The organism is Streptomyces sp. NPDC052064, from assembly GCF_055585925.1.
The window spans coordinates 26808-45325 of the sequence record NZ_JBVJJE010000001.1; the positions used below are offsets into that span (position 1 = coordinate 26808).

The window sequence follows — 18518 nt, forward strand, 5'->3', positions numbered from 1 at the left end:
TCCGTCAACTGGCGCGTACTCCGGGTACACTTCCCGACCCTCCCAGCGCCGGTGGGCAGCGCACACGCATCACCTGACCCGCCACCCGAAGGAGTGAACCCCGGAGGCGAGTTGAGGGGCAAGTTCCGCTGGCCCTTGCAGCGGCCTTGCGCGGCAGGCCGGTTGGACGCCGCGGGCAGGCGGTGGCAGTATTCGCCACCACCTCTTCCCGGAACAAAGCATTCCACCCCAAACGGGGCGCCTGACCTGTATGGCCGCGCCGGCCCGGCAACCATTGCCAGCCTTTTGCGGGCCTTGTGAAGGGCTCGTGCAGACTGGCTGGATGCGTACTGAACTCGCCACGGAACCGGGAGACGCGGAGCGCCCCAACGAGGACTTCGCCAGTATCGGACTACCGGCCTCCGGGCAGGGCGGTTCGGTCGTCGTCCTGGACGGTGTCACACCGCCGAAGGGCGGGACGGGTTGTCTGCATTCCGTCCCCTGGTTCACCGCGCGCCTCGGTGGAGCGCTGACCGAACTGACCGTTTCACTCCCGGATGTTCCCCTGGTTGACGTCTTGTCCCGTGCCATCGCGCGTACCGCCGAGGCACACGCCTCAACCTGTGACCTTTCTCACCCCCGAACACCTCAGGCCACGGTGGTCGTGGCCCGCTGGTCCCCGGAAACGGTGGAGCACCTGGTTCTGTCGGACTCGGCTCTTCTCGTGGAGTCCCCGGACGGCGTGGTGACGCCCTTCCTGGACGATCGTCTGGCTCTCCTCCCCCGCTCTGTCCTGGCCACGGACGCGCTGGTGGACTCCACGGTCCGCAACAAGGAGGGCGGCTTCTTCACGGCGGCGGCCGATCCCTCGGTGGCGCGGCGCGCGGTGACCGGAATCCTGCCCCGCCGTGAGGTACGCGCCCTGGCCGCTCTGACGGACGGGGCGGCCCGCTGGGTGGAGAGGTTCGAGGAGGGCGACTGGACGGACTGCTTCAACGTCATGCGCAAGGAGGGGCCACAGGCGCTGGTGGACCGGGTAAGGACGCTGGAACGGGCGGATTCGGCCACATCGTTCCTGGGCCGGAGCAAGACGCACGACGACGCGACGGCCCTGTACGTCGAGTTCTGAACACCCGGAACCGGGCGCTACTTCTCCATGCCGCGGTTGAGCTGGTGCAGCAGCCGGGCCAGTTCCGTGACCTCGTGGGTGTCCCAGTCGGCCAGGCGCCCGGCGTAGCGGGCGCGGCGGGCCTCGCGCACCCGGCTGACGCGGTCGTGGCCCTCCTGCGTGAGGGCGACGAGCCAGGCGCGTCCGTCGACGGGGTCGGGCTCGCGGGCGACGAGGCCGAGTTCCTCCAAGGCGCGCAGCTGGCGGGACATGGTGGCCTTGCCGACGCCGATGTAGGCGGCGAGCTCGGTGGCCCGCTGCTTGCCGCACTCGTCCAGCCGTACGAGCAGGCCGTACGCGGACGACTCCAGGTCGGGGTGGACCTCCCGGGCCATCTCGCCCTGACTGGCCCGGGCCCGCCGCAGCAGCACGGTCAGCTCCCGCTCCAGCGCCAGAAAGGCAGGCTGATCCACACCGGTTCCGGCCAGAGAGGCGTCCCGGTGTCCGTCGTCGTTGCCGTCCTGGTGCACGTGAGCCCTGCCTCGGTCGTCGCCCGCTACCTGCATTTTCCGCCGTCCGCGGCCATCGCCGCAGTTCGGCAAGTATTCCGCAGGTCACGGGGTGCGGGTCCACAGGGCCGCCACATGGTGAAGGCCCGGGCTCCCTCACGGACCCGGGCCTTCACCATCCGGTGACCTCCGTCACGCGGCCACCGGAACCTCCGGCGCCGCATCCGCCGTGGCCGGCGCGAGCGCCAGCTCCAGGACCTGGCGGACGTCGGTGACGGCGTGGACGTCGAGCTTGTCCAGCACCTCCGCCGGGACGTCGTCCAGGTCGGGCTCGTTGCGCTTGGGGATGATCACGGTGGTGATCCCGGCGCGGTGGGCGGCCAGCAGCTTCTGCTTCACGCCGCCGATCGGCAGGACCCGGCCGGTCAGCGAGACCTCGCCGGTCATCGCCACGTCCGTGCGGACCAGACGGCCGGACAGGAGCGAGGCGAGGGCCGTGGTCATCGTGACTCCGGCACTGGGTCCGTCCTTGGGGACCGCGCCCGCCGGGAAGTGGATGTGCACGCCCCGGTCCTTCAGATCACCCACCGGCAGTTCCAGCTCGGCACCGCGGGAGCGCAGGAAGCTCAGCGCGATCTGCGCGGACTCCTTCATCACGTCCCCCAGCTGACCGGTCAGGGTCAGCCCGGCCGCGCCCGTCTCCGGGTCGGCCAGCGACGCCTCGACGTACAGCACGTCACCGCCGGCGCCCGTCACCGCGAGGCCCGTCGCCACGCCCGGCACGGACGTCCGGCGCTCGGCCGGGTCCTGGGCGGACTCGGGCACGTGGTGCGGCCGTCCGATCAGGTCGCGCAGGTCCTCGTCCCGGACGGTGAACGGCAGCTCCCGCTCACCCAGTTCGTGCTGGGCCGCGACCTTGCGCAGCAGCCGGGCGATCGACCGCTCCAGGGTGCGGACGCCCGCCTCGCGCGTGTACTCACCGGCGAGCTTGCGCAGCGCGCCCTCGTCGATGGCCACCTCGTCCTTGTCGAGCCCGGCCCGCTCCAGCTGGCGCGGCAGCAGGTGGTCGCGGGCGATGACGACCTTCTCGTCCTCGGTGTAGCCGTCCAGGCGGACGATCTCCATCCGGTCGGCCAGCGCCTCCGGGATCGCCTCCAGGACGTTGGCGGTCGCGAGGAAGACCACGTCCGACAGGTCCAGCTCGACCTCCAGGTAGTGGTCCCGGAAGGTGTGGTTCTGCGCCGGATCGAGCACTTCGAGAAGGGCCGCGGCCGGGTCGCCCCGGAAGTCCGAGCCCACCTTGTCGATCTCGTCGAGCAGCACGACCGGGTTCATCGACCCGGCCTCCTTGATGGCGCGGACGACCCGGCCGGGCAGCGCGCCGACGTACGTACGCCGGTGACCGCGGATCTCGGCCTCGTCGCGGACGCCGCCGAGGGCGACGCGCACGAACTTGCGCCCCATCGCGTGGGCGACGGACTCGCCCAGGCTGGTCTTGCCGACGCCGGGCGGACCCACGAGCGCGAGCACGGCACCGCCGCGCCGCCCGCCGACCACGCCCAGTCCCCGGTCCGTACGCCGCTTGCGCACCGCCAGGTACTCGGTGATCCGCTCCTTCACGTCCTGAAGGCCGGAGTGCTCGGCGTCGAGGACGGCCTGGGCGCCCTGGATGTCGTACGCGTCCTCGGTCCGCTCGTTCCACGGCATCTCCAGGACCGTGTCGAGCCAGGTGCGGATCCACGAGCCCTCGGGCGACTGGTCGGAGGACCGCTCCAGCTTGTCGACCTCCTTGAGCGCGGCCTCGCGGACCTTCTCGGGCAGGTCGGCGGCCTCCACGCGGGTGCGGTAGTCGTCGGACTCCTCGCCCTCCTGCTCGCCGTTCAGCTCGCGCAGCTCCTTGCGGACCGCTTCCAGCTGACGCCGCAGCAGGAACTCGCGCTGCTGCTTGTCGACGCCTTCCTGGACGTCCTTGGCGATGGACTCGGCCACGTCCTGCTCGGCGAGGTGGTCGCGCAGCTGCTGGGTGGCGAGCTTCAGCCGGGCCACCGGGTCGGCGGTCTCCAGCAGCTCGACCTTCTGCTCGGTGGTCAGGAAGGGCGAGTAGCCGGAGTTGTCGGCGAGCGCCGAGACGTCGTCGATGGCCTGGACCCGGTCGACGACCTGCCAGGCACCGCGCTTGCGCAGCCAGGCGGTGGCGAGGGCCTTGTACTCCTTGACCAGTTCGGCGACCTGCCCGGGATAGGGGTCTCCCCTGTTCGAACGAAGTTGAGAACTTGGGGAAGGCTCCGGGACGGATTCGTCGACGCGGGTGCCCTCGACCCAGAGGGCCGCGCCGGGACCCGTGGTCCCCGCACCGATGCGCACCCGGCCCCGGCCGCGGATCAGCGCCCCCGGGTCGCCGTCGGCCAGCCGGCCGACCTGCTCCACGGTGCCGAGCACACCGGTGTTCGCGTACGTCCCGTCGATGCGTGGCACCAGGAGTACCCGCGGCTTTCCGGGCGTTGACCGGGCAGCGGCCTGGGCGGCCTCCACCGCGGCACGGACCTCGGAGTCGCTCAGGTCCAGCGGGACCACCATCCCGGGCAGCACGACCTCGTCGTCGAGTGGCAGCACGGGCAGGGTGAGCGGTGTGGACGTCGAAGCCATGATCTCCCCTTCGGCAGTCAAGTTGAGCTATGCCGACTCAATGCACGGGAGCGGCCGGATGTTCCCCGACGGGCGTTCGCTGTCAGCGATCACCTGTGACGCCGGGAGCGAGAGGGCGCGTAAGGTCCGAGAGTAATAAGCCAAATGGCGAAGCGCTCATTACAGGGGGTTGGCGTGGACGGGACCGTGCAGGCGTGGGTGGACGGATGGGTCGTGTCGCGCGGGGCGGCTCCCCCCGTGACCGAGCCATGGGGCTGCACGATCGACGTGGGGACGAACGGGCACGTCACTCGGCATGTGTTCGGCGCGACCGGCGACGACCTCGACGAGACGTCCGTCCGCAAGGTGGCCGGCGCGGTGACCGGGGCCGGCGTGTGGCTGAAGGCGTTCCGGGACCCGTCGGTGGTCGCCGGCTGGTTGGACGACAGCTGGTGGATCGACCCCGAGCCCGGCTACCTGATGACGGTCCCGCTGCTCCCGGGGAGCGCTCCGGACGTACCCGACGGTTACCGGCTGCGCAGCTGGTCGCGCGGCGGAGTGACGCGTGTGATGGTGACCGCGCCGGACGGTTCCCTGGCGGCGCGCGGGCAGATGGCCCCGACGGGCGCCACCGCCGTCGCCGACCAGATCGAGACGGCCCCGGAGCATCGCCGCAAGAGACTCGGCAGTCTCGTCATGCGGACCTTGCAGAGTGCCGCCGTACGGGAGGGAGCACGGACCGGTGTCCTCGCCGGTACGCCCGCGGGGCGAGGGCTCTACGAGGCGCTGGGCTGGGAAGTGGTGGCCCTGCTCACCAGCGCGAAGCACGACCCGCGGACCTGAACGGCCTCGCCCTCAGCTCCGGGCCGGTCCGGGTGAACCGGCGCGCCTCTCCCGCCACCGCCGGACCACCGGCCAGGTCGCGACACCGATGGCCAGGGCGATCAGGTGACCCCAGTTCGTCATCGGGTCGGTGAGGTCGAGCAGGTCCTGGAGCAGCATCCCGCCGAACCCGGCAAGCAGCGGCACGCGCAGCCAGGGCGGCAGCAGGCCGGCCAGGGCGCCGGTGCCGGCGGCGACGCCGAAGCTGACGCCGTAGTCGAGCCGGTGCAGCGAACTCTCGGGGAGCTGCCCGGCCAGCACCGCGAGCCCGACCGGGACCTCGGTCGCCAGGGTGGCAAGGACGTGCCCGAGCAGGAAGACACCGGCCGTGCGCAGGCCGCCGATCCGCCGTTCCAGCGCGGTCAGCACGAGCACGAACCCGATCGCGAACGGCGAGGCCACCCCGCCCGCCAGCCACAGCCCACTGCCGACCAGCACCAGCTCCGGCGTCCGCACCAGGTGCGCCACATCCGTACTGGAGCCCTGGAGCAGGGCGTGCACCAGGGCGGGGTCCGCGTACGCGGAGAACAGCGAGGTCAGGCAGAGGACGATCCCGTACCCGAACGTGAACGGCGTCCCTGTGGGAGTGGGGAACAGCCGCCAGAGCCGCGGCATCCGGAGCCGAGGCCGAGGCTTCTCCACCGCGGTGGGCTTTCGTGCGGCCGGGACCACGGTCTCGCACGGCCCTCGGCCGCCGGCCCGCTGCCGCGGCACCCCGTCCAGCAGCCCCGACACGTCGGGAACGGGCGCGCCCGTCGGCGTCGGCGTGGCCGTCTCGTCGGCCGGCGCGGTGCGTTCCACGGCGGGCGCTCCTTCCGTCACGCCCTACCCTTCGCGCACCTCCGCCTCCTGTCTGTGACGGGCGCCACGCGAGAACCGATTCACAGCAACCTGACAGCAGTGCACCGCGTCCCCTCGCCGGCCGCTCCGTAATTCTTGGCACCGGACACCCCCCACCTGCCAGGATGCTCGGATGCCTACCTCGAACGACATCCCCCACGTGCTGGACCGTCGCGAGGGCCCGCACGGCGAGGTCGTGCTGCGACGGCACGATGACCGGCTGGAGATCATCGCGAACGGCTGTTTCCTGATGGACACCTCCGACGGCCGTTCGGAGCGGCGGCTGGTCGACGCAGCCCTGGACGCCGTGGCAGGCCGGGACCGCCCGGACGTGCTGATCGGCGGCCTCGGCGTCGGCTTCTCCCTGGCCCACGCGGCGGCGGAGCCGCGCTGGGGAGGGATCACGGTCGTGGAACGCGAGCAAGCGATCGTCGAATGGCATCTCGACGGCCCGCTCTCCGCGTTCTCCGCCGACGCCCTCGCCGACCCCCGCACGAAAATCGTCGAAGCCGATCTCGTCGCCTACGTCAATGAGACATCCGCCACGTACGACGCCCTGTGCCTCGACATCGACAACGGACCCGGCTGGACCGTCACCGAGGGCAACGGAAATCTCTACGGAAAGGCCGGACTGGCAAGCTGCGCAAGGGTGTTGAGACCTGGTGGGGTTCTCGCCGTCTGGTCCGCCCAGCCCTCTCCGGAATTCGAAGAAACCTTGCGGAATGCCGGGTTCCAGCGGGTGCGTACCGAAGAGATCCCGGTTGCCCGGGGCGTTCCGGACGTCGTGCACCTCGGCATCAGCCCTGGATAGCAAAGGTGTGCTGACTCCCCGTACGCTGCTCCTCTGACGCCGATCATTCAAGCGTCAATCGCAACCATGCGCAGACCGAGGAATCACCCCACTGATTCCGGAAAGCACACCCCAGGGGCGGGCGATGGAGCAGACACACACCTCCCACAACGGTTCGGCGACGGCTACCCCGGGCGCCCAGCGCCGGGTTCTCGTCGTCGAGGACGACGCCACTATCGTGGATGCCATCGCGACCCGCCTGCGAGCCGAGGGATTCCTCGTGCAAACAGCGGGTGACGGTCCGGCCGCCGTCGACACGGCCGAGGCCTGGCAGCCCGACCTGCTGATCCTCGACATCATGCTGCCCGGCTTCGACGGTCTTGAGGTCTGCCGGCGCGTGCAGGCCGCCCGGCCGGTGCCGGTGATGATGCTCACCGCGCGCGACGACGAGACCGACATGCTGGTCGGGCTGGGCGTCGGCGCCGACGACTACATGACGAAGCCGTTCTCGATGCGGGAGTTGGCGGCACGCGTGCATGTGCTGCTGCGCCGCGTGGAGCGGGCCGCGCTGGCCGCCGCGACGCCGCGCAGCGGCATCCTGCGCCTCGGCGAGCTGGAGATCGACCACGCGCAGCGCCGGGTCCGGGTGCGGAGCGAGGATGTTCACCTCACACCCACCGAGTTCGACCTCCTGGTGTGCCTGGCGAACACCCCGCGCGCGGTGCTCTCGCGCGAGCAGCTGCTCGCCGAGGTCTGGGACTGGGCGGACGCCTCCGGCACCCGCACGGTCGACAGCCACATCAAGGCGCTGCGCCGGAAGATCGGCGCCGAGCGGATCCGTACGGTGCACGGCGTGGGCTACGCCCTGGAGACCCCGACGCCATGAGCGGCGGGCCGGCCGCACGGAGAGGCCCCGGGAGTCCGGAACCCTGGGGCGGGGTGAGCCCGTTCTCGATCAAGACCAAGCTGGGCGCGCTGGTCGTCATCTCGGTGCTGATCACCACGGGCCTGTCGGTGATCGCGGTGCACACGAAGACGGAACTGCGCTTCATCACGGTCTTCTCGATGATCGCCACACTGCTGATTACGCAGTTCGTGGCCCATTCGCTCACCGCGCCGCTGGACGAGATGACCGCGGTGGCCCGCTCCATCTCACAGGGCGACTACACCCGCCGGGTGCGGGAGAACCGCCGTGACGAGCTGGGCGACCTGGCCGTGACGATCAATGCCATGGCCGACGAGCTGGAGGCCCAGGACCGCCAGCGCAAGGAGCTGGTGGCGAACGTCTCGCACGAGCTGCGCACCCCCATCGCGGGACTGCGCGCGGTGCTGGAGAACATCGTCGACGGCGTCACACAGGCCGACCCGGAGACGATGCGTACGGCCCTGAAGCAGACTGAGCGGCTCGGCCGGCTGGTGGAGACGCTGCTGGACCTGTCCCGCCTGGACAACGGCGTCGTACCGCTGAAACAGCGGCGGTTCGAGGTGTGGCCGTATCTGTCCGGCGTGCTCAAGGAGGCCAACATGGTCGCCTCCGTGCGCGCGGGCATCGCCACCGGCTCGGGCAGTCACACCCGTACGGACGTCCATCTGCACCTCGACGTCCATCCGCCGGAGTTGACCGCGCACGCGGACCCGGAGCGCATCCACCAGGTGGTGGCCAACCTCATCGACAACGCCGTCAAGCACAGTCCGCCGCACGGCCGTGTGACGGTCAAGGCGCGGCGCGGCGCGCTGCCGGAGTCGCTGGAGCTGGAGGTTCTGGACGAGGGTCCCGGCATTCCGAAGTCCGAGTGGCACCGGGTCTTCGAGCGGTTCAACCGCGGCAACGCCAAGCGGGCGCAGGGGCCGGGCAGCGACGGCGGTACGGGCCTCGGCCTGGCCATCGCCCGCTGGGCGGTGGATCTGCACGGCGGGCGCATCGGAGTGGCTGAATCCGAGCGAGGTTGCCGGATTCTTGTCACTCTTCCGGGACTTCCATCTGTGCCAAGTTGACGTAAAGTTCGAAGCGGAGCCACAAGATCCACGGGCGTCCGCGCTGACGGACACGTGTGATCAGGCACAGGCCCGCGCCGTCGGCGCATGAGGCCCGGCTCAGCCCTTCCCTCATTAAGCGGAACCACGCTTGTTTCCCGCCATTTCAAGCCCCGAAACACGCTCCGAGATGTGACTTGCGCGACGTTGAACGGGCCCGACCTGACCTACCCGGTGCGGGGGGCGTAGCCTTGATTCCCGCTGTCCATCATCTTGTGAAGCGGAAGAGGGCGGTTGCCGCCGTGTCGCCACAGTCCCCCAGTAACTCGAGCATCTCGACCGACACCGACCAAGCGGGGAAGAACCCCGCCGCGTCGTTCGGTGCCAACGAGTGGCTCGTCGACGAGATCTATCAGCAGTACCTCCAGGACCCGAATTCGGTAGACCGAGCCTGGTGGGACTTCTTCGCCGACTACAAGCCGGGGGCGGCTGCCGCCTCGGCTCCGGCGGGTACCGCGGCCGCGGGGGCCGCGGGGACCACCACCGCTCAGCCGGCGGCCCAGGCCGCCCCCGCCCAGGCCGCGGCCCCCGCCCCGGCGGCCCCGAAGCCCGCGGCCGCCGCGCCGGCTCCCGCTCCGGCGAAGCCCGCCGCGCAGGCCCCGGCTCAGGCCGCCGCTCCGGCGAAGGCCGCCCCGGCCGCCAAGCCGGCCGCCGCGAAGCCGAAGGCCGAACCCGCCGCCGAGGCCCCCTCGGGTCCCGAGCAGGTCGTGCTGCGCGGCCCCGCCGCCGCGGTCGCGAAGAACATGGACGCCTCCCTGGAGCTGCCCACGGCCACGTCCGTGCGCGCGGTCCCGGTGAAGCTGCTGTTCGACAACCGCATCGTCATCAACAACCACCTCAAGCGGGCGCGCGGCGGGAAGATCTCCTTCACGCACCTCATCGGCTACGCGATGGTCCAGGCCATCAAGGCGATGCCGGCGATGAACAACTCGTTCGCGAAGGTGGACGGCAAGCCGACCCTGGTCAAGCCGGACCACGTCAACCTCGGTCTCGCCATCGACCTGGTCAAGCCGAACGGCGACCGCCAGCTGGTCGTCGCGGCGATCAAGAAGGCCGAGACGCTGAACTTCTTCGAGTTCTGGCAGGCCTACGAGGACATCGTCCGCCGCGCCCGCGACGGCAAGCTGACGATGGACGACTTCTCCGGGGTCACGGTCTCCCTGACCAACCCCGGCGGCCTCGGCACGGTCCACTCGGTGCCGCGTCTGATGCCCGGCCAGTCCGTGATCATGGGCGTCGGCTCCATGGACTACCCGGCGGAGTTCCAGGGCACCTCCCAGGACACCCTGAACAAGCTCGGCATCTCGAAGGTCATGACGCTCACGTCGACCTACGACCACCGGGTGATCCAGGGCGCCGCCTCCGGCGAGTTCCTGCGCCAGGTCGCGAACCTCCTGCTCGGCGAGAACAACTTCTACGACGAGATCTTCGAGGCGCTGCGCATCCCCTACGAGCCGGTCCGCTGGCTCAAGGACATCGACGCCTCGCACGACGACGACGTCACGAAGGCCGCCCGCGTCTTCGAGCTGATCCACTCCTACCGGGTCCGCGGCCACGTCATGGCCGACACCGACCCGCTGGAGTACCAGCAGCGCAAGCACCCCGACCTGGACATCACCGAGCACGGGCTCACCCTGTGGGACCTGGAGCGCGAGTTCGCCGTCGGCGGCTTCGCCGGCAAGTCGATGATGAAGCTGCGCGACATCCTCGGCGTGCTGCGCGACTCGTACTGCCGCACCACCGGCATCGAGTTCATGCACATCCAGGACCCGAAGCAGCGCAAGTGGATCCAGGACCGTGTGGAGCGCCCGCACTCCAAGCCGGAGCGCGAGGAGCAGCTGCGCATCCTGCGCCGCCTGAACGCCGCCGAGGCCTTCGAGACGTTCCTCCAGACGAAGTACGTCGGCCAGAAGCGCTTCTCCCTGGAGGGCGGCGAGTCCGTCATCCCGCTGCTGGACGCGGTCCTCGACAGCGCTGCGGAGTCCCGCCTGGACGAGGTCGTCGTCGGCATGGCCCACCGCGGCCGTCTGAACGTCCTGGCCAACATCGTCGGCAAGTCGTACGCCCAGATCTTCCGCGAGTTCGAGGGCAACCTCGACCCGAAGTCGATGCACGGCTCCGGCGACGTGAAGTACCACCTGGGCGCCGAGGGCACCTTCACGGGCCTGGACGGCGAGCAGATCAAGGTCAGCCTGGTCGCGAACCCCTCGCACCTGGAGGCGGTGGACCCGGTCCTGGAGGGCGTCTCCCGCGCCAAGCAGGACATCATCGGCAAGGGCGGCACGGACTTCACGGTCCTGCCGGTCGCGATCCACGGCGACGCGGCCTTCGCGGGCCAGGGCGTGGTGGCCGAGACCCTGAACATGTCGCAGCTGCGGGGCTACCGCACCGGCGGCACGGTCCACATCGTCATCAACAACCAGGTCGGCTTCACCGCGGCCCCGGAGTCCTCGCGTTCCTCCATGTACGCGACGGACGTGGCCCGCATGATCGAGGCCCCGATCTTCCACGTGAACGGCGACGACCCGGAGGCCGTGGTCCGCGTGGCCCGCCTGGCCTTCGAGTTCCGCCAGGCGTTCAACAAGGACGTGGTGATCGACCTCATCTGCTACCGCCGCCGCGGTCACAACGAGTCGGACAACCCGGCCTTCACCCAGCCGCTGATGTACGACCTGATCGACAAGAAGCGCTCGGTGCGCAAGCTCTACACCGAGTCCCTCATCGGTCGCGGCGACATCACCCTGGAAGAGGCCGAGCAGGCGCTCCAGGACTACCAGGGCCAGCTGGAGAAGGTCTTCACGGAGGTCCGTGAGGCCACCTCGCAGCCGGCCGCCGCGGAGCCCACCGACCCGCAGGCCGAGTTCCCGGTCGCCGTGAAGACCGCGGTCACCACGGAGGTCGTCAAGCGGATCGCCGAGTCCCAGGTCAACATCCCCGACCACATCACCGTCCACCCGCGCCTGCTGCCGCAGCTCCAGCGCCGGGCGTCGATGGTCGAGGACGGCACGATCGACTGGGGCATGGGCGAGACCCTCGCGGTCGGCTCCCTCCTCCTGGAGGGTGTCCCGGTCCGCCTGGCCGGCCAGGACTCGCAGCGCGGTACGTTCGGCCAGCGCCACGCGGTCATCATCGACCGCAGCACGGGCGACGAGTACACGCCGCTTCAGTACCTCTCCGAGGACCAGGCGCGGCTCAACGTCTACAACTCCCTCCTCTCCGAGTACGCCGCGATGGGCTTCGAGTACGGCTACTCGCTGGCCCGCCCCGAGGCGCTCGTGATGTGGGAGGCGCAGTTCGGCGACTTCGTCAACGGCGCGCAGACGGTCGTGGACGAGTTCATCTCGTCGGCCGAGCAGAAGTGGGCCCAGACGTCCGGCGTCGTCCTGCTCCTGCCGCACGGCTACGAGGGCCAGGGCCCGGACCACTCCTCGGCCCGCCCGGAGCGCTTCCTCCAGATGTGCGCCCAGAACAACATGACGGTCGCCATGCCGACGTCTCCGTCGAACTACTTCCACCTCCTGCGGTGGCAGGTGCACAACCCGCACCACAAGCCGCTGGTGGTCTTCACGCCGAAGTCGATGCTGCGCCTGAAGGCGGCGGCCTCGAAGGCGGAGGAGTTCACGACCGGCCAGTTCCAGCCGGTCATCGGTGACGCGTCGGTGGACGCTGCCGCGGTCAAGAAGGTCGTCTTCTGCGCCGGCAAGGTCTACTACGACCTGGAGGCCGAGCGTCAGAAGCGCGGCGTCACGGACACGGCGATCATCCGCATCGAGCGCCTGTACCCGCTGCCGGGTGCCGAGCTCCAGGCGGAGATCAAGAAGTACCCGAACGCCGAGAAGTACCTGTGGGCCCAGGAGGAGCCGGCGAACCAGGGTTCCTGGCCGTTCATCGCGCTCAACCTGATCGACCACCTGGACCTGGCGGTCGGCGCGGACGTCCCGCACGGCGAGCGCCTGCGCCGCATCTCGCGCCCGCACAGCTCGTCCCCGGCGGTGGGTTCCGCGAAGCGGCACCAGGCCGAGCAGGAGCAGCTGGTGCGTGAGGTGTTCGACGCGTAAGCGCCCTCGCGCGTCCTGTGTGACCGGGCCGCATCCCCGCTTCGGGGGTGCGGCCCGGCCGTTTGCGCCCACATATCCTTGACGGCATGTACTTCACGGACCGTGGCATCGAGGAACTGGAGAAGCGGCGCGGCGAGGAGGAGGTCACCTTCGAGTGGCTGGCCGAGCAGCTGCGGACGTTCGTCGATCTCAACCCCGACTTCGAGGTGCCGGTGGAACGGCTGGCCACGTGGCTGGCGCGGCTGGACGACGAGGACGACGAGTAGGAGACGCGCCGGAGTCGCGCGGGAGCCGGGGTCCGGCGCCGTCCGGCGATCAGTCGCGCGGGTGCGTGAGGCCGTACGCCAGACCCAGTGCGCCATGAGCCAGGAGCAGCGCTCCGGCCGTGGCCCAGCCCCAGCCGCCGCTGGGACGCCGTAGCCCCCAGGCGATGAGCGGGACGCCCGCCGCCACCTGGGCGAGGGCCAGGGCGCGGGCCCTTGGGTGGCCGGTCCAGGGCATCCAGGGGCCGAGGCGGCTGTGGTCGACGGCGTCGCGTTCCGCGACCGCGTCGTGCCAGCCCGGCCATTCGACCGGGAGGCTGTCCGGCTGGAGTGCGGCGGCCTCCCGGAGGCGGTCGGCGGGCCGGCCGGGGGCAAGTTCGGGGTGCAGTGAGACGCCCACACGCGCGAGGACCGCCAGCAGGCCGCGCAGGCGGACACGGGCGTCGGCCTCGGAGTCGGGCTTCGTCAGCCGGTCGAGGGCCTGGAGGTCCAGGACGGGGTCGAGTCCCACGCGCGCGGCGAAGGTGCGCATCGCCTCCTCCTCCCCCACCGGGACGCCGCTCGCGAGCCAGACGAAGCCGACCGGGCGGCGGAAGCCGGACGCGAGCGTGAAACCCGCGTGGTCGGCGTCCCACCACAGTGCGAGGACGGGCCAGGGCGCGCCGACGGCGAGGGCCGTGGCCCAGCCGGTGACCACACGGTCGACGGGCTCGCCGGTGTCCCGCCAGGGCCCGCCCTCGGGGACGAGGACGCTCCATTCGTCGCCCGCCCGGGTGAGCTGCATACGCTCCCGCAGCAGGCGGGCGACGGGGGCGACGGCCCCGGGCGCCGCCCGGCACAACAGCAGCGCCCCAGGGGCTGGACCGGTGCGGTCGGCTTCCGTCGGCATGGTCACACGCTAGGGCGAATCCCCCCTCTTTGGGTACTTTTATGCGCCCCGACGCCCCCGGAACAAGGGTCTTGACTTTCCCTGTCCGCGATATATCGTGAATCGAGGATGACGCGATATGGCGCGTCACGTCGGGGAGGTCTGCACCATGTCCGAGTGGTCTGTCGCGGAGCCGAGGAAACTCACCTTCGACGAGCCCGTGAGCGAGCTTCACGTGCGCCTCGTCAACGGAGCGGTGAACGTGGTGGGCACGGACGAGGATCCCGCCCGCCTGGAGATCTCCGAGATCGAGGGACCGCCCCTGGTGGTGACCCAGCAGGGCGGGACCCTCACGGTGGTTTACGAGGACCTGCCCTGGAAGGGCTTCCTCAAGTGGCTGGACCGCAAGGGCCGGCGCCGCAGCGCGGTGGTCTCCCTGGCGGTCCCGGCCTCCACCCGGGTGGAGGTGGGGGTGGTCGGCGCGGCAGCCGTGATCTCCGGGATCGAGGGGCCGGCGGTGGTGAAGGGCGTCACGGGCGACACGACCCTCGTGGGACTCTCCGGCCCGGTCCGCGCCGACACGGCCTCCGGGAGCGTGGAGGCCCAGGACGTGACCGGCGACCTCCGGTTCAACTCCGTCTCGGGCGACCTCACGGTGATCGAGGGCTCCGGCTCCTCCGTGCGGGCCGATTCGGTCAGTGGCTCCATGATCGTCGACCTCGACCCGGACGGTCCCACGGACGTGCGGCTGACCAGCATCTCGGGCGAGATCGCGATCAGGCTGCCGGACCCGGCGGACGCGGAGGTCGAGGTGAACACGGCGAGCGGCGCGGTCTCCAACGCCTTCGACGATCTGCGGGTGCACGGCCAGTGGGGCGCCCACAAGATCACGGGCCGCCTGGGCGCGGGCAACGGCAAGCTGCGAGCCACGACGGTCTCCGGCTCGATCGCCCTGCTGCGCCGCCCCTCCAGGGAGCACGAGCCCGACGAGCCGTGGGCCACCCGGCCGGGCACCGGCAGCTCGCCGGCCGACCCGCAGGACGACTCGCAGGCCCGGTCGGGAGACAATTCCGTCTCCGACCGGGGCGCCACCGACGCCGGCGTCCCGGCCGACGGCACGACCGACAAGAAGGTGCTCTGACATGCCCCCCGTCTTCGCCCACGGCCGCCTCCGCCTCTACCTGCTGAAGCTGCTGGACGAGGCTCCCCGGCACGGCTACGAGGTGATCCGCCTCCTCGAAGAGCGCTTCCAGGGGCTGTACGCACCGTCGGCGGGCACGGTCTACCCGCGCCTGGCCAAGCTGCAGGCCGAGGGCCTGGTCACCCACACCACCGAGGGCGGCCGCAAGGTGTACTCGATCACGGACGCGGGCCGCGCCGAACTGGCCGATCGCAGCGGCGAACTGGCCGACCTGGAGCTGGAGATCCGGGAGTCGGTCGCGGAATTGGCGGCGGAGATCCGCGCCGACGTCCGCGGGGCCGCCGGCGACCTGCGCCGCGAGATGCGCGCCGCCGCGACCGAGGCCCGCCGGGAGAACGGCACCAGGCCCCGTGCCGCGGAGGACGCCCCCTTCGGGGACTTCGGGCAGTACGGCGACAAGGAGGCCTGGCGCGTCGCCAAGGAGGAGATGCGGCGTGCCAGGCAGGAGTGGAAGGAACAGGCCCGCCGCGCCAAGGACGAGAGCCGTCGCGCCCGCGAGGACGCCCAGCGCGCCCGCCGCCAGGCGAAGGAGGCCCAGGAACAGGCCCGCGCCCAGGCCCAGGAGCAGGTGCAGCGCATCGCCCGCCGCGTCCAGGAGCAGGTCCAGGACCACTTCGCCCGCGGTGACTGGCCCACGGGGCTGCGCGAGGGCCTGAGCGAACTGGCCAAGGATGTCGGCGAGTTCGGCAAGGACTACGGCAAGGACTTCGGCTTCGACTGGACCGGTGCCGGCAAGCCGACCTCGCAGCCGACGCCCTCACAGCCCGCCGAGGACTTCCCGGCGGCCTACGAACCGGCCTGGGCGCACGAGGACGCCGCGGACTCCACCGGCGACCCCGCCCGCGACCTGGACCGCCTGCTCGACCGCTTCCGGGACGACATCCGCGACGCGGCCCGCGACCACGGCGTCACCCCCGACCAGCTGCGCGACGCCCGCCGCCATCTGTCGACGGCGGCGGCCCACATAGGAGCACTGCTGCGCACCCCGAAGAAGTAGGCGGCCGGAGCCCCGCCCGTCACCCGGCCTTGGCCTCGCCGCCCCCGTACAGCACCCGCACCAGGGACTCGTACGTCACCCCGTGGTCGGCGAGGACCTCGGCCGGCACACCGGGGCGAATGGTCAGGGCCAGCAGGATGTGCTCGTCACCGATGTGCCGGTCCCGCTGAGCGAGAGCGACCCTGAGGGAACGCTCCAGAACGTCCTTGGCACCGCGCCCGAAGGAGGCCCGCCCGGCCCGCCCCGACCACCACCCCTTGTCCTTCCGGTCACCGGACATGGCGCCGGCCCCGTGCGCCTCCTCCACCCGGGCGACGATCTCCTCCACATCGATCCCGAGCCCGGCGAGCGCGTCGGTCTCGGCCTGCGACAGCCCGGCCCGCCGCCGCGCCTCGGCCAGCGCCTGCCGCACGGACTCCCTCCGCTCACCGACCCCGAGAGCGGCGAGCGCGAACGAGCCACGGCTGCCCTCCCGGTCGAGCAGCGCGAGCAACAGATGCTCCGGCTCCACGACCCGCCCGCCACCACCGCCCTCCACATACTCGAACGCGCCCTTGACCACGCTCCGGGCGTCCTTCGTGAACCGCTCGAACATCAATGCCTCCCGTACTTCTTGTGCACGGCCTGCCTGCTCACACCGAGTTCGGTGGCGATCTCCTGCCACGACCAGCCCTGATTGCGCGCGTTGCGCACCTGCACGGCTTCCAGTTGCTCCAGCAGCCTGCGCAGGGCGGCGACGGCCCGCAGGCCGATCCGTGGATCACGGTCGCCCGCCCGCTCGGCCAGATCGGTTGCTTCGGTCATGACGTCAACCTACGTTGACACCACGCTCTCGTCAACCCCAGTTGACAAACCAAACGGCCGGCCCGAACCCGGACCGGCCGTCAGCACATTCAGCAGGGACTAGGGATTGGTGAGCACGACCTTCCCGAACTGCTCACCGGACGCCAGCCGTTCGAAGCCCTCCCGGGCGCGGTCCATGGGCAGCACCTCGTCGATGACCGGCCGCACACCGGTGGCGGCACAGAACGCGAGCAGATCCTCCAGCTCGTCCTTGGTGCCCATCGTCGACCCGACGACCTTGAGCTCCAGGAAGAAGATCCGGGTCAGCTCGGCGTGCGAGGGCCGGTCACCACTGGTGGCACCGGAAATCACGAGCGCGCCGCCTGGCTTCAGCGACTTCACGGAGTGCGACCAGGTGGCGGCCCCGACGGTCTCGATCACGGCATCGACCCGCTGCGGCAGCCGCGCCCCCGACTCCAGTGCCTCCACGGCCCCCAGCTCCACGGCCCGCTTCCGCTTGGCCTCGTCCCGGCTCGTGGCGAAGACCCGGAGGCCGGCCGCCTTCCCCAGCACGATGGCGGCCGTGGCGACACCACCGCCGGCGCCCTGCACGAGCACGGAGTCGCCGGGCCGGACGCCCGCGTTGGTGAACAGCATCCGGTACGCGGTCAGCCACGCCGTGGGCAGACAGGCGGCCTCCTCGAAGGAGAGCTCCTTGGGCTTGGGCAGGATGTTCCAGGTCGGCACGGCGACCTGCTCGGCGAACGTGCCCTGGTAGCGCTCGGTGAGGATGGAACGGGGCTCCTTCGGGCCGACGCCGTGCCCGCTCTGTCCGATCACGGAGTGCAGAACGACCTCGTTGCCGTCCTCGTCGACGCCGGCGGCGTCACAGCCGAGGATCATCGGCAGCTTGTCCTCTGCGAGGCCGACGCCGCGCAGGGACCACAGGTCGTGATGGTTGAGGGAGGCGGCCTTGACCGTGACGGTGCTCCAGCCGGGGCGGGCCTCGGGAGCCGGACGCTCTCCCAACTCCAGGCCGGCCAGTGGCTGGTCGCGGTCGATTCGGGCGGCGTAGACAGCGAACATGACCTTGACGATAGGTTCCCGAGCGGACCCGGGGAACCACCGGCCCGTGTGAGACACACCCTCTTGCCAGGCTCACGGAGTGGGTACCGCTGCCGGGTGGGCCCGCAGCCCGGCGGAACGGGCTGCCGCTGCACTCACCCGTGCCGCCCCAGCGGCACGACTGCCCGCAGCTAGCGGACCACCGGCCCGCAGCCTACGGCGAGAAGGGGACGTGTCGGGGGGTGTCCGCCCGCAGCGGTTGGCGCGTCAACGGACAGTCAGTCGGCGCCCCACCCCATCGCGCCGTTCCGAGGACGGACACCCCCCGACACGGCCCCGACCCAGGGCCGCCGCGAAGGCGCCACGCGCACCCCCACCGAACCCGCACAGGCCGCCGCAGGCATACGACCCAACCGCCGGAGGCACCCGCAGGCACCCCGCCCAACCGCCGGAGGCACCCGCACACCACACGAACAGCCGCACCCGAAGGCAGAAAGAGTGACCCCACCACCAGGG

At 71.0% G+C, this 18518-nt stretch carries 16 protein-coding genes; 9 read left to right on the forward strand and 7 right to left on the reverse strand.

Going from position 1 to position 18518, the window contains the following annotated elements; translation table 11 throughout:
- Positions 1 to 322: 322 nt before the first annotated feature.
- Positions 323 to 1108, forward strand: a complete 786-nt coding sequence (locus ACZ6TU_RS00145) for a protein phosphatase 2C domain-containing protein (protein WP_469545555.1) — start codon at positions 323 to 325, stop codon at positions 1106 to 1108.
- A 17-nt stretch (positions 1109 to 1125) separates the two neighbouring features.
- Here the strand turns inward: ACZ6TU_RS00145 and ACZ6TU_RS00150 are convergent, their stop codons facing one another.
- Both ACZ6TU_RS00150 and lon read right to left on the reverse strand, forming a co-directional pair.
- Positions 1126 to 1617 carry a MarR family winged helix-turn-helix transcriptional regulator gene (locus tag ACZ6TU_RS00150; RefSeq protein ID WP_467679089.1) on the reverse strand — a complete coding sequence of 164 codons (492 nt, stop codon included), beginning with the start codon at positions 1615 to 1617 and terminating at the stop codon, positions 1126 to 1128.
- 171 nt (positions 1618 to 1788) lie between these two features.
- Positions 1789 to 4242, reverse strand: coding sequence for an endopeptidase La (gene lon / locus ACZ6TU_RS00155; RefSeq protein ID WP_467679028.1), 2454 nt, complete (start codon positions 4240 to 4242; stop codon positions 1789 to 1791).
- A 174-nt stretch (positions 4243 to 4416) separates the two neighbouring features.
- Here lon and ACZ6TU_RS00160 point away from each other — a divergent pair, with 174 nt between their 5' ends.
- Positions 4417 to 5064 carry a GNAT family N-acetyltransferase gene (locus ACZ6TU_RS00160; protein WP_467679027.1) on the forward strand — a complete coding sequence of 216 codons (648 nt, stop codon included), beginning with the start codon at positions 4417 to 4419 and terminating at the stop codon, positions 5062 to 5064.
- Between the two features lie 12 nt (positions 5065 to 5076).
- Here the strand turns inward: ACZ6TU_RS00160 and ACZ6TU_RS00165 are convergent, their stop codons facing one another.
- Positions 5077 to 5904, reverse strand: a complete 828-nt coding sequence (locus ACZ6TU_RS00165) for a rhomboid-like protein (protein ID WP_469545560.1) — start codon at positions 5902 to 5904, stop codon at positions 5077 to 5079.
- A 172-nt stretch (positions 5905 to 6076) separates the two neighbouring features.
- Here ACZ6TU_RS00165 and ACZ6TU_RS00170 point away from each other — a divergent pair, with 172 nt between their 5' ends.
- From ACZ6TU_RS00170 to ACZ6TU_RS00190, 5 genes are all read left to right on the forward strand, one after another.
- The gene (locus ACZ6TU_RS00170; protein WP_467679023.1) at positions 6077 to 6754 is read left to right on the forward strand and encodes a spermidine synthase family protein; all 678 of its coding nucleotides are present in this window, start codon (positions 6077 to 6079) and stop codon (positions 6752 to 6754) included.
- Between the two features lie 124 nt (positions 6755 to 6878).
- Positions 6879 to 7619, forward strand: coding sequence for a response regulator transcription factor (locus tag ACZ6TU_RS00175; RefSeq protein ID WP_003992913.1), 741 nt, complete (start codon positions 6879 to 6881; stop codon positions 7617 to 7619).
- Positions 7616 to 8728, forward strand: a complete 1113-nt coding sequence (locus tag ACZ6TU_RS00180; RefSeq protein ID WP_467679021.1) for a sensor histidine kinase — start codon at positions 7616 to 7618, stop codon at positions 8726 to 8728. Before ACZ6TU_RS00175 ends, ACZ6TU_RS00180 begins: the two co-directional genes overlap by 4 nt.
- A 281-nt stretch (positions 8729 to 9009) precedes the next feature.
- Entirely contained in the window at positions 9010 to 12825 is a 3816-nt protein-coding gene (locus ACZ6TU_RS00185) for a multifunctional oxoglutarate decarboxylase/oxoglutarate dehydrogenase thiamine pyrophosphate-binding subunit/dihydrolipoyllysine-residue succinyltransferase subunit (protein ID WP_467679020.1), read from the forward strand.
- Between the two features lie 86 nt (positions 12826 to 12911).
- Positions 12912 to 13091 (forward strand): DUF6104 family protein, encoded by a 180-nt coding sequence (locus ACZ6TU_RS00190; RefSeq protein ID WP_003992906.1) that lies wholly within the window; start codon positions 12912 to 12914, stop codon positions 13089 to 13091.
- A 49-nt stretch (positions 13092 to 13140) separates the two neighbouring features.
- On the opposite strand, the gene ACZ6TU_RS00195 is transcribed toward ACZ6TU_RS00190, so the two are convergent.
- Positions 13141 to 13977 (reverse strand): hypothetical protein, encoded by an 837-nt coding sequence (locus tag ACZ6TU_RS00195; RefSeq protein WP_467679018.1) that lies wholly within the window; start codon positions 13975 to 13977, stop codon positions 13141 to 13143.
- Between the two features lie 148 nt (positions 13978 to 14125).
- Here ACZ6TU_RS00195 and ACZ6TU_RS00200 point away from each other — a divergent pair, with 148 nt between their 5' ends.
- Positions 14126 to 15097: a DUF4097 family beta strand repeat-containing protein gene (locus tag ACZ6TU_RS00200; RefSeq protein ID WP_467679016.1), complete on the forward strand. Its 972-nt coding sequence runs from the start codon at positions 14126 to 14128 to the stop codon at positions 15095 to 15097.
- 1 nt (position 15098) lies between these two features.
- Entirely contained in the window at positions 15099 to 16154 is a 1056-nt protein-coding gene (locus ACZ6TU_RS00205; protein ID WP_467679014.1) for a PadR family transcriptional regulator, read from the forward strand.
- 19 nt (positions 16155 to 16173) lie between these two features.
- Here ACZ6TU_RS00205 and ACZ6TU_RS00210 read toward each other — a convergent pair whose 3' ends face one another.
- The 3 genes from ACZ6TU_RS00210 to ACZ6TU_RS00220 all read right to left on the reverse strand — a co-directional run bounded on the left by ACZ6TU_RS00210 (position 16174) and on the right by ACZ6TU_RS00220 (position 18023).
- Entirely contained in the window at positions 16174 to 16749 is a 576-nt protein-coding gene (locus ACZ6TU_RS00210) for a Clp protease N-terminal domain-containing protein (protein ID WP_467679012.1), read from the reverse strand.
- Positions 16749 to 16958, reverse strand: coding sequence for an HTH domain-containing protein (locus tag ACZ6TU_RS00215; protein ID WP_467679010.1), 210 nt, complete (start codon positions 16956 to 16958; stop codon positions 16749 to 16751). The genes ACZ6TU_RS00210 and ACZ6TU_RS00215 overlap by 1 nt, the downstream gene beginning before the upstream one ends.
- A 99-nt stretch (positions 16959 to 17057) precedes the next feature.
- Positions 17058 to 18023 carry a zinc-binding dehydrogenase gene (locus tag ACZ6TU_RS00220; RefSeq protein ID WP_467679008.1) on the reverse strand — a complete coding sequence of 322 codons (966 nt, stop codon included), beginning with the start codon at positions 18021 to 18023 and terminating at the stop codon, positions 17058 to 17060.
- Between the last annotated feature and the right edge of the window lie 495 nt (positions 18024 to 18518).

Excerpts from the sequence above, each read along its gene's own strand:
- lon (WP_467679028.1), bottom strand. The coding sequence starts at position 4,242 with ATGGCTTCGACGTCCACACCGCTCACCCTGCCCGTGCTGCCACTCGAC.
- ACZ6TU_RS00190 (WP_003992906.1), top strand. The coding sequence starts at position 12,912 with ATGTACTTCACGGACCGTGGCATCGAGGAACTGGAGAAGCGGCGCGGC.
- ACZ6TU_RS00205 (WP_467679014.1), top strand. The coding sequence starts at position 15,099 with ATGCCCCCCGTCTTCGCCCACGGCCGCCTCCGCCTCTACCTGCTGAAG.
- ACZ6TU_RS00200 (WP_467679016.1), top strand. The coding sequence starts at position 14,126 with ATGTCCGAGTGGTCTGTCGCGGAGCCGAGGAAACTCACCTTCGACGAG.
- ACZ6TU_RS00180 (WP_467679021.1), top strand. The coding sequence starts at position 7,616 with ATGAGCGGCGGGCCGGCCGCACGGAGAGGCCCCGGGAGTCCGGAACCC.
- ACZ6TU_RS00145 (WP_469545555.1), top strand. The coding sequence starts at position 323 with ATGCGTACTGAACTCGCCACGGAACCGGGAGACGCGGAGCGCCCCAAC.
- ACZ6TU_RS00175 (WP_003992913.1), top strand. The coding sequence starts at position 6,879 with ATGGAGCAGACACACACCTCCCACAACGGTTCGGCGACGGCTACCCCG.
- ACZ6TU_RS00195 (WP_467679018.1), bottom strand. The coding sequence starts at position 13,977 with ATGCCGACGGAAGCCGACCGCACCGGTCCAGCCCCTGGGGCGCTGCTG.
- ACZ6TU_RS00170 (WP_467679023.1), top strand. The coding sequence starts at position 6,077 with ATGCCTACCTCGAACGACATCCCCCACGTGCTGGACCGTCGCGAGGGC.
- ACZ6TU_RS00215 (WP_467679010.1), bottom strand. The coding sequence starts at position 16,958 with ATGACCGAAGCAACCGATCTGGCCGAGCGGGCGGGCGACCGTGATCCA.
- ACZ6TU_RS00220 (WP_467679008.1), bottom strand. The coding sequence starts at position 18,023 with ATGTTCGCTGTCTACGCCGCCCGAATCGACCGCGACCAGCCACTGGCC.
- ACZ6TU_RS00210 (WP_467679012.1), bottom strand. The coding sequence starts at position 16,749 with ATGTTCGAGCGGTTCACGAAGGACGCCCGGAGCGTGGTCAAGGGCGCG.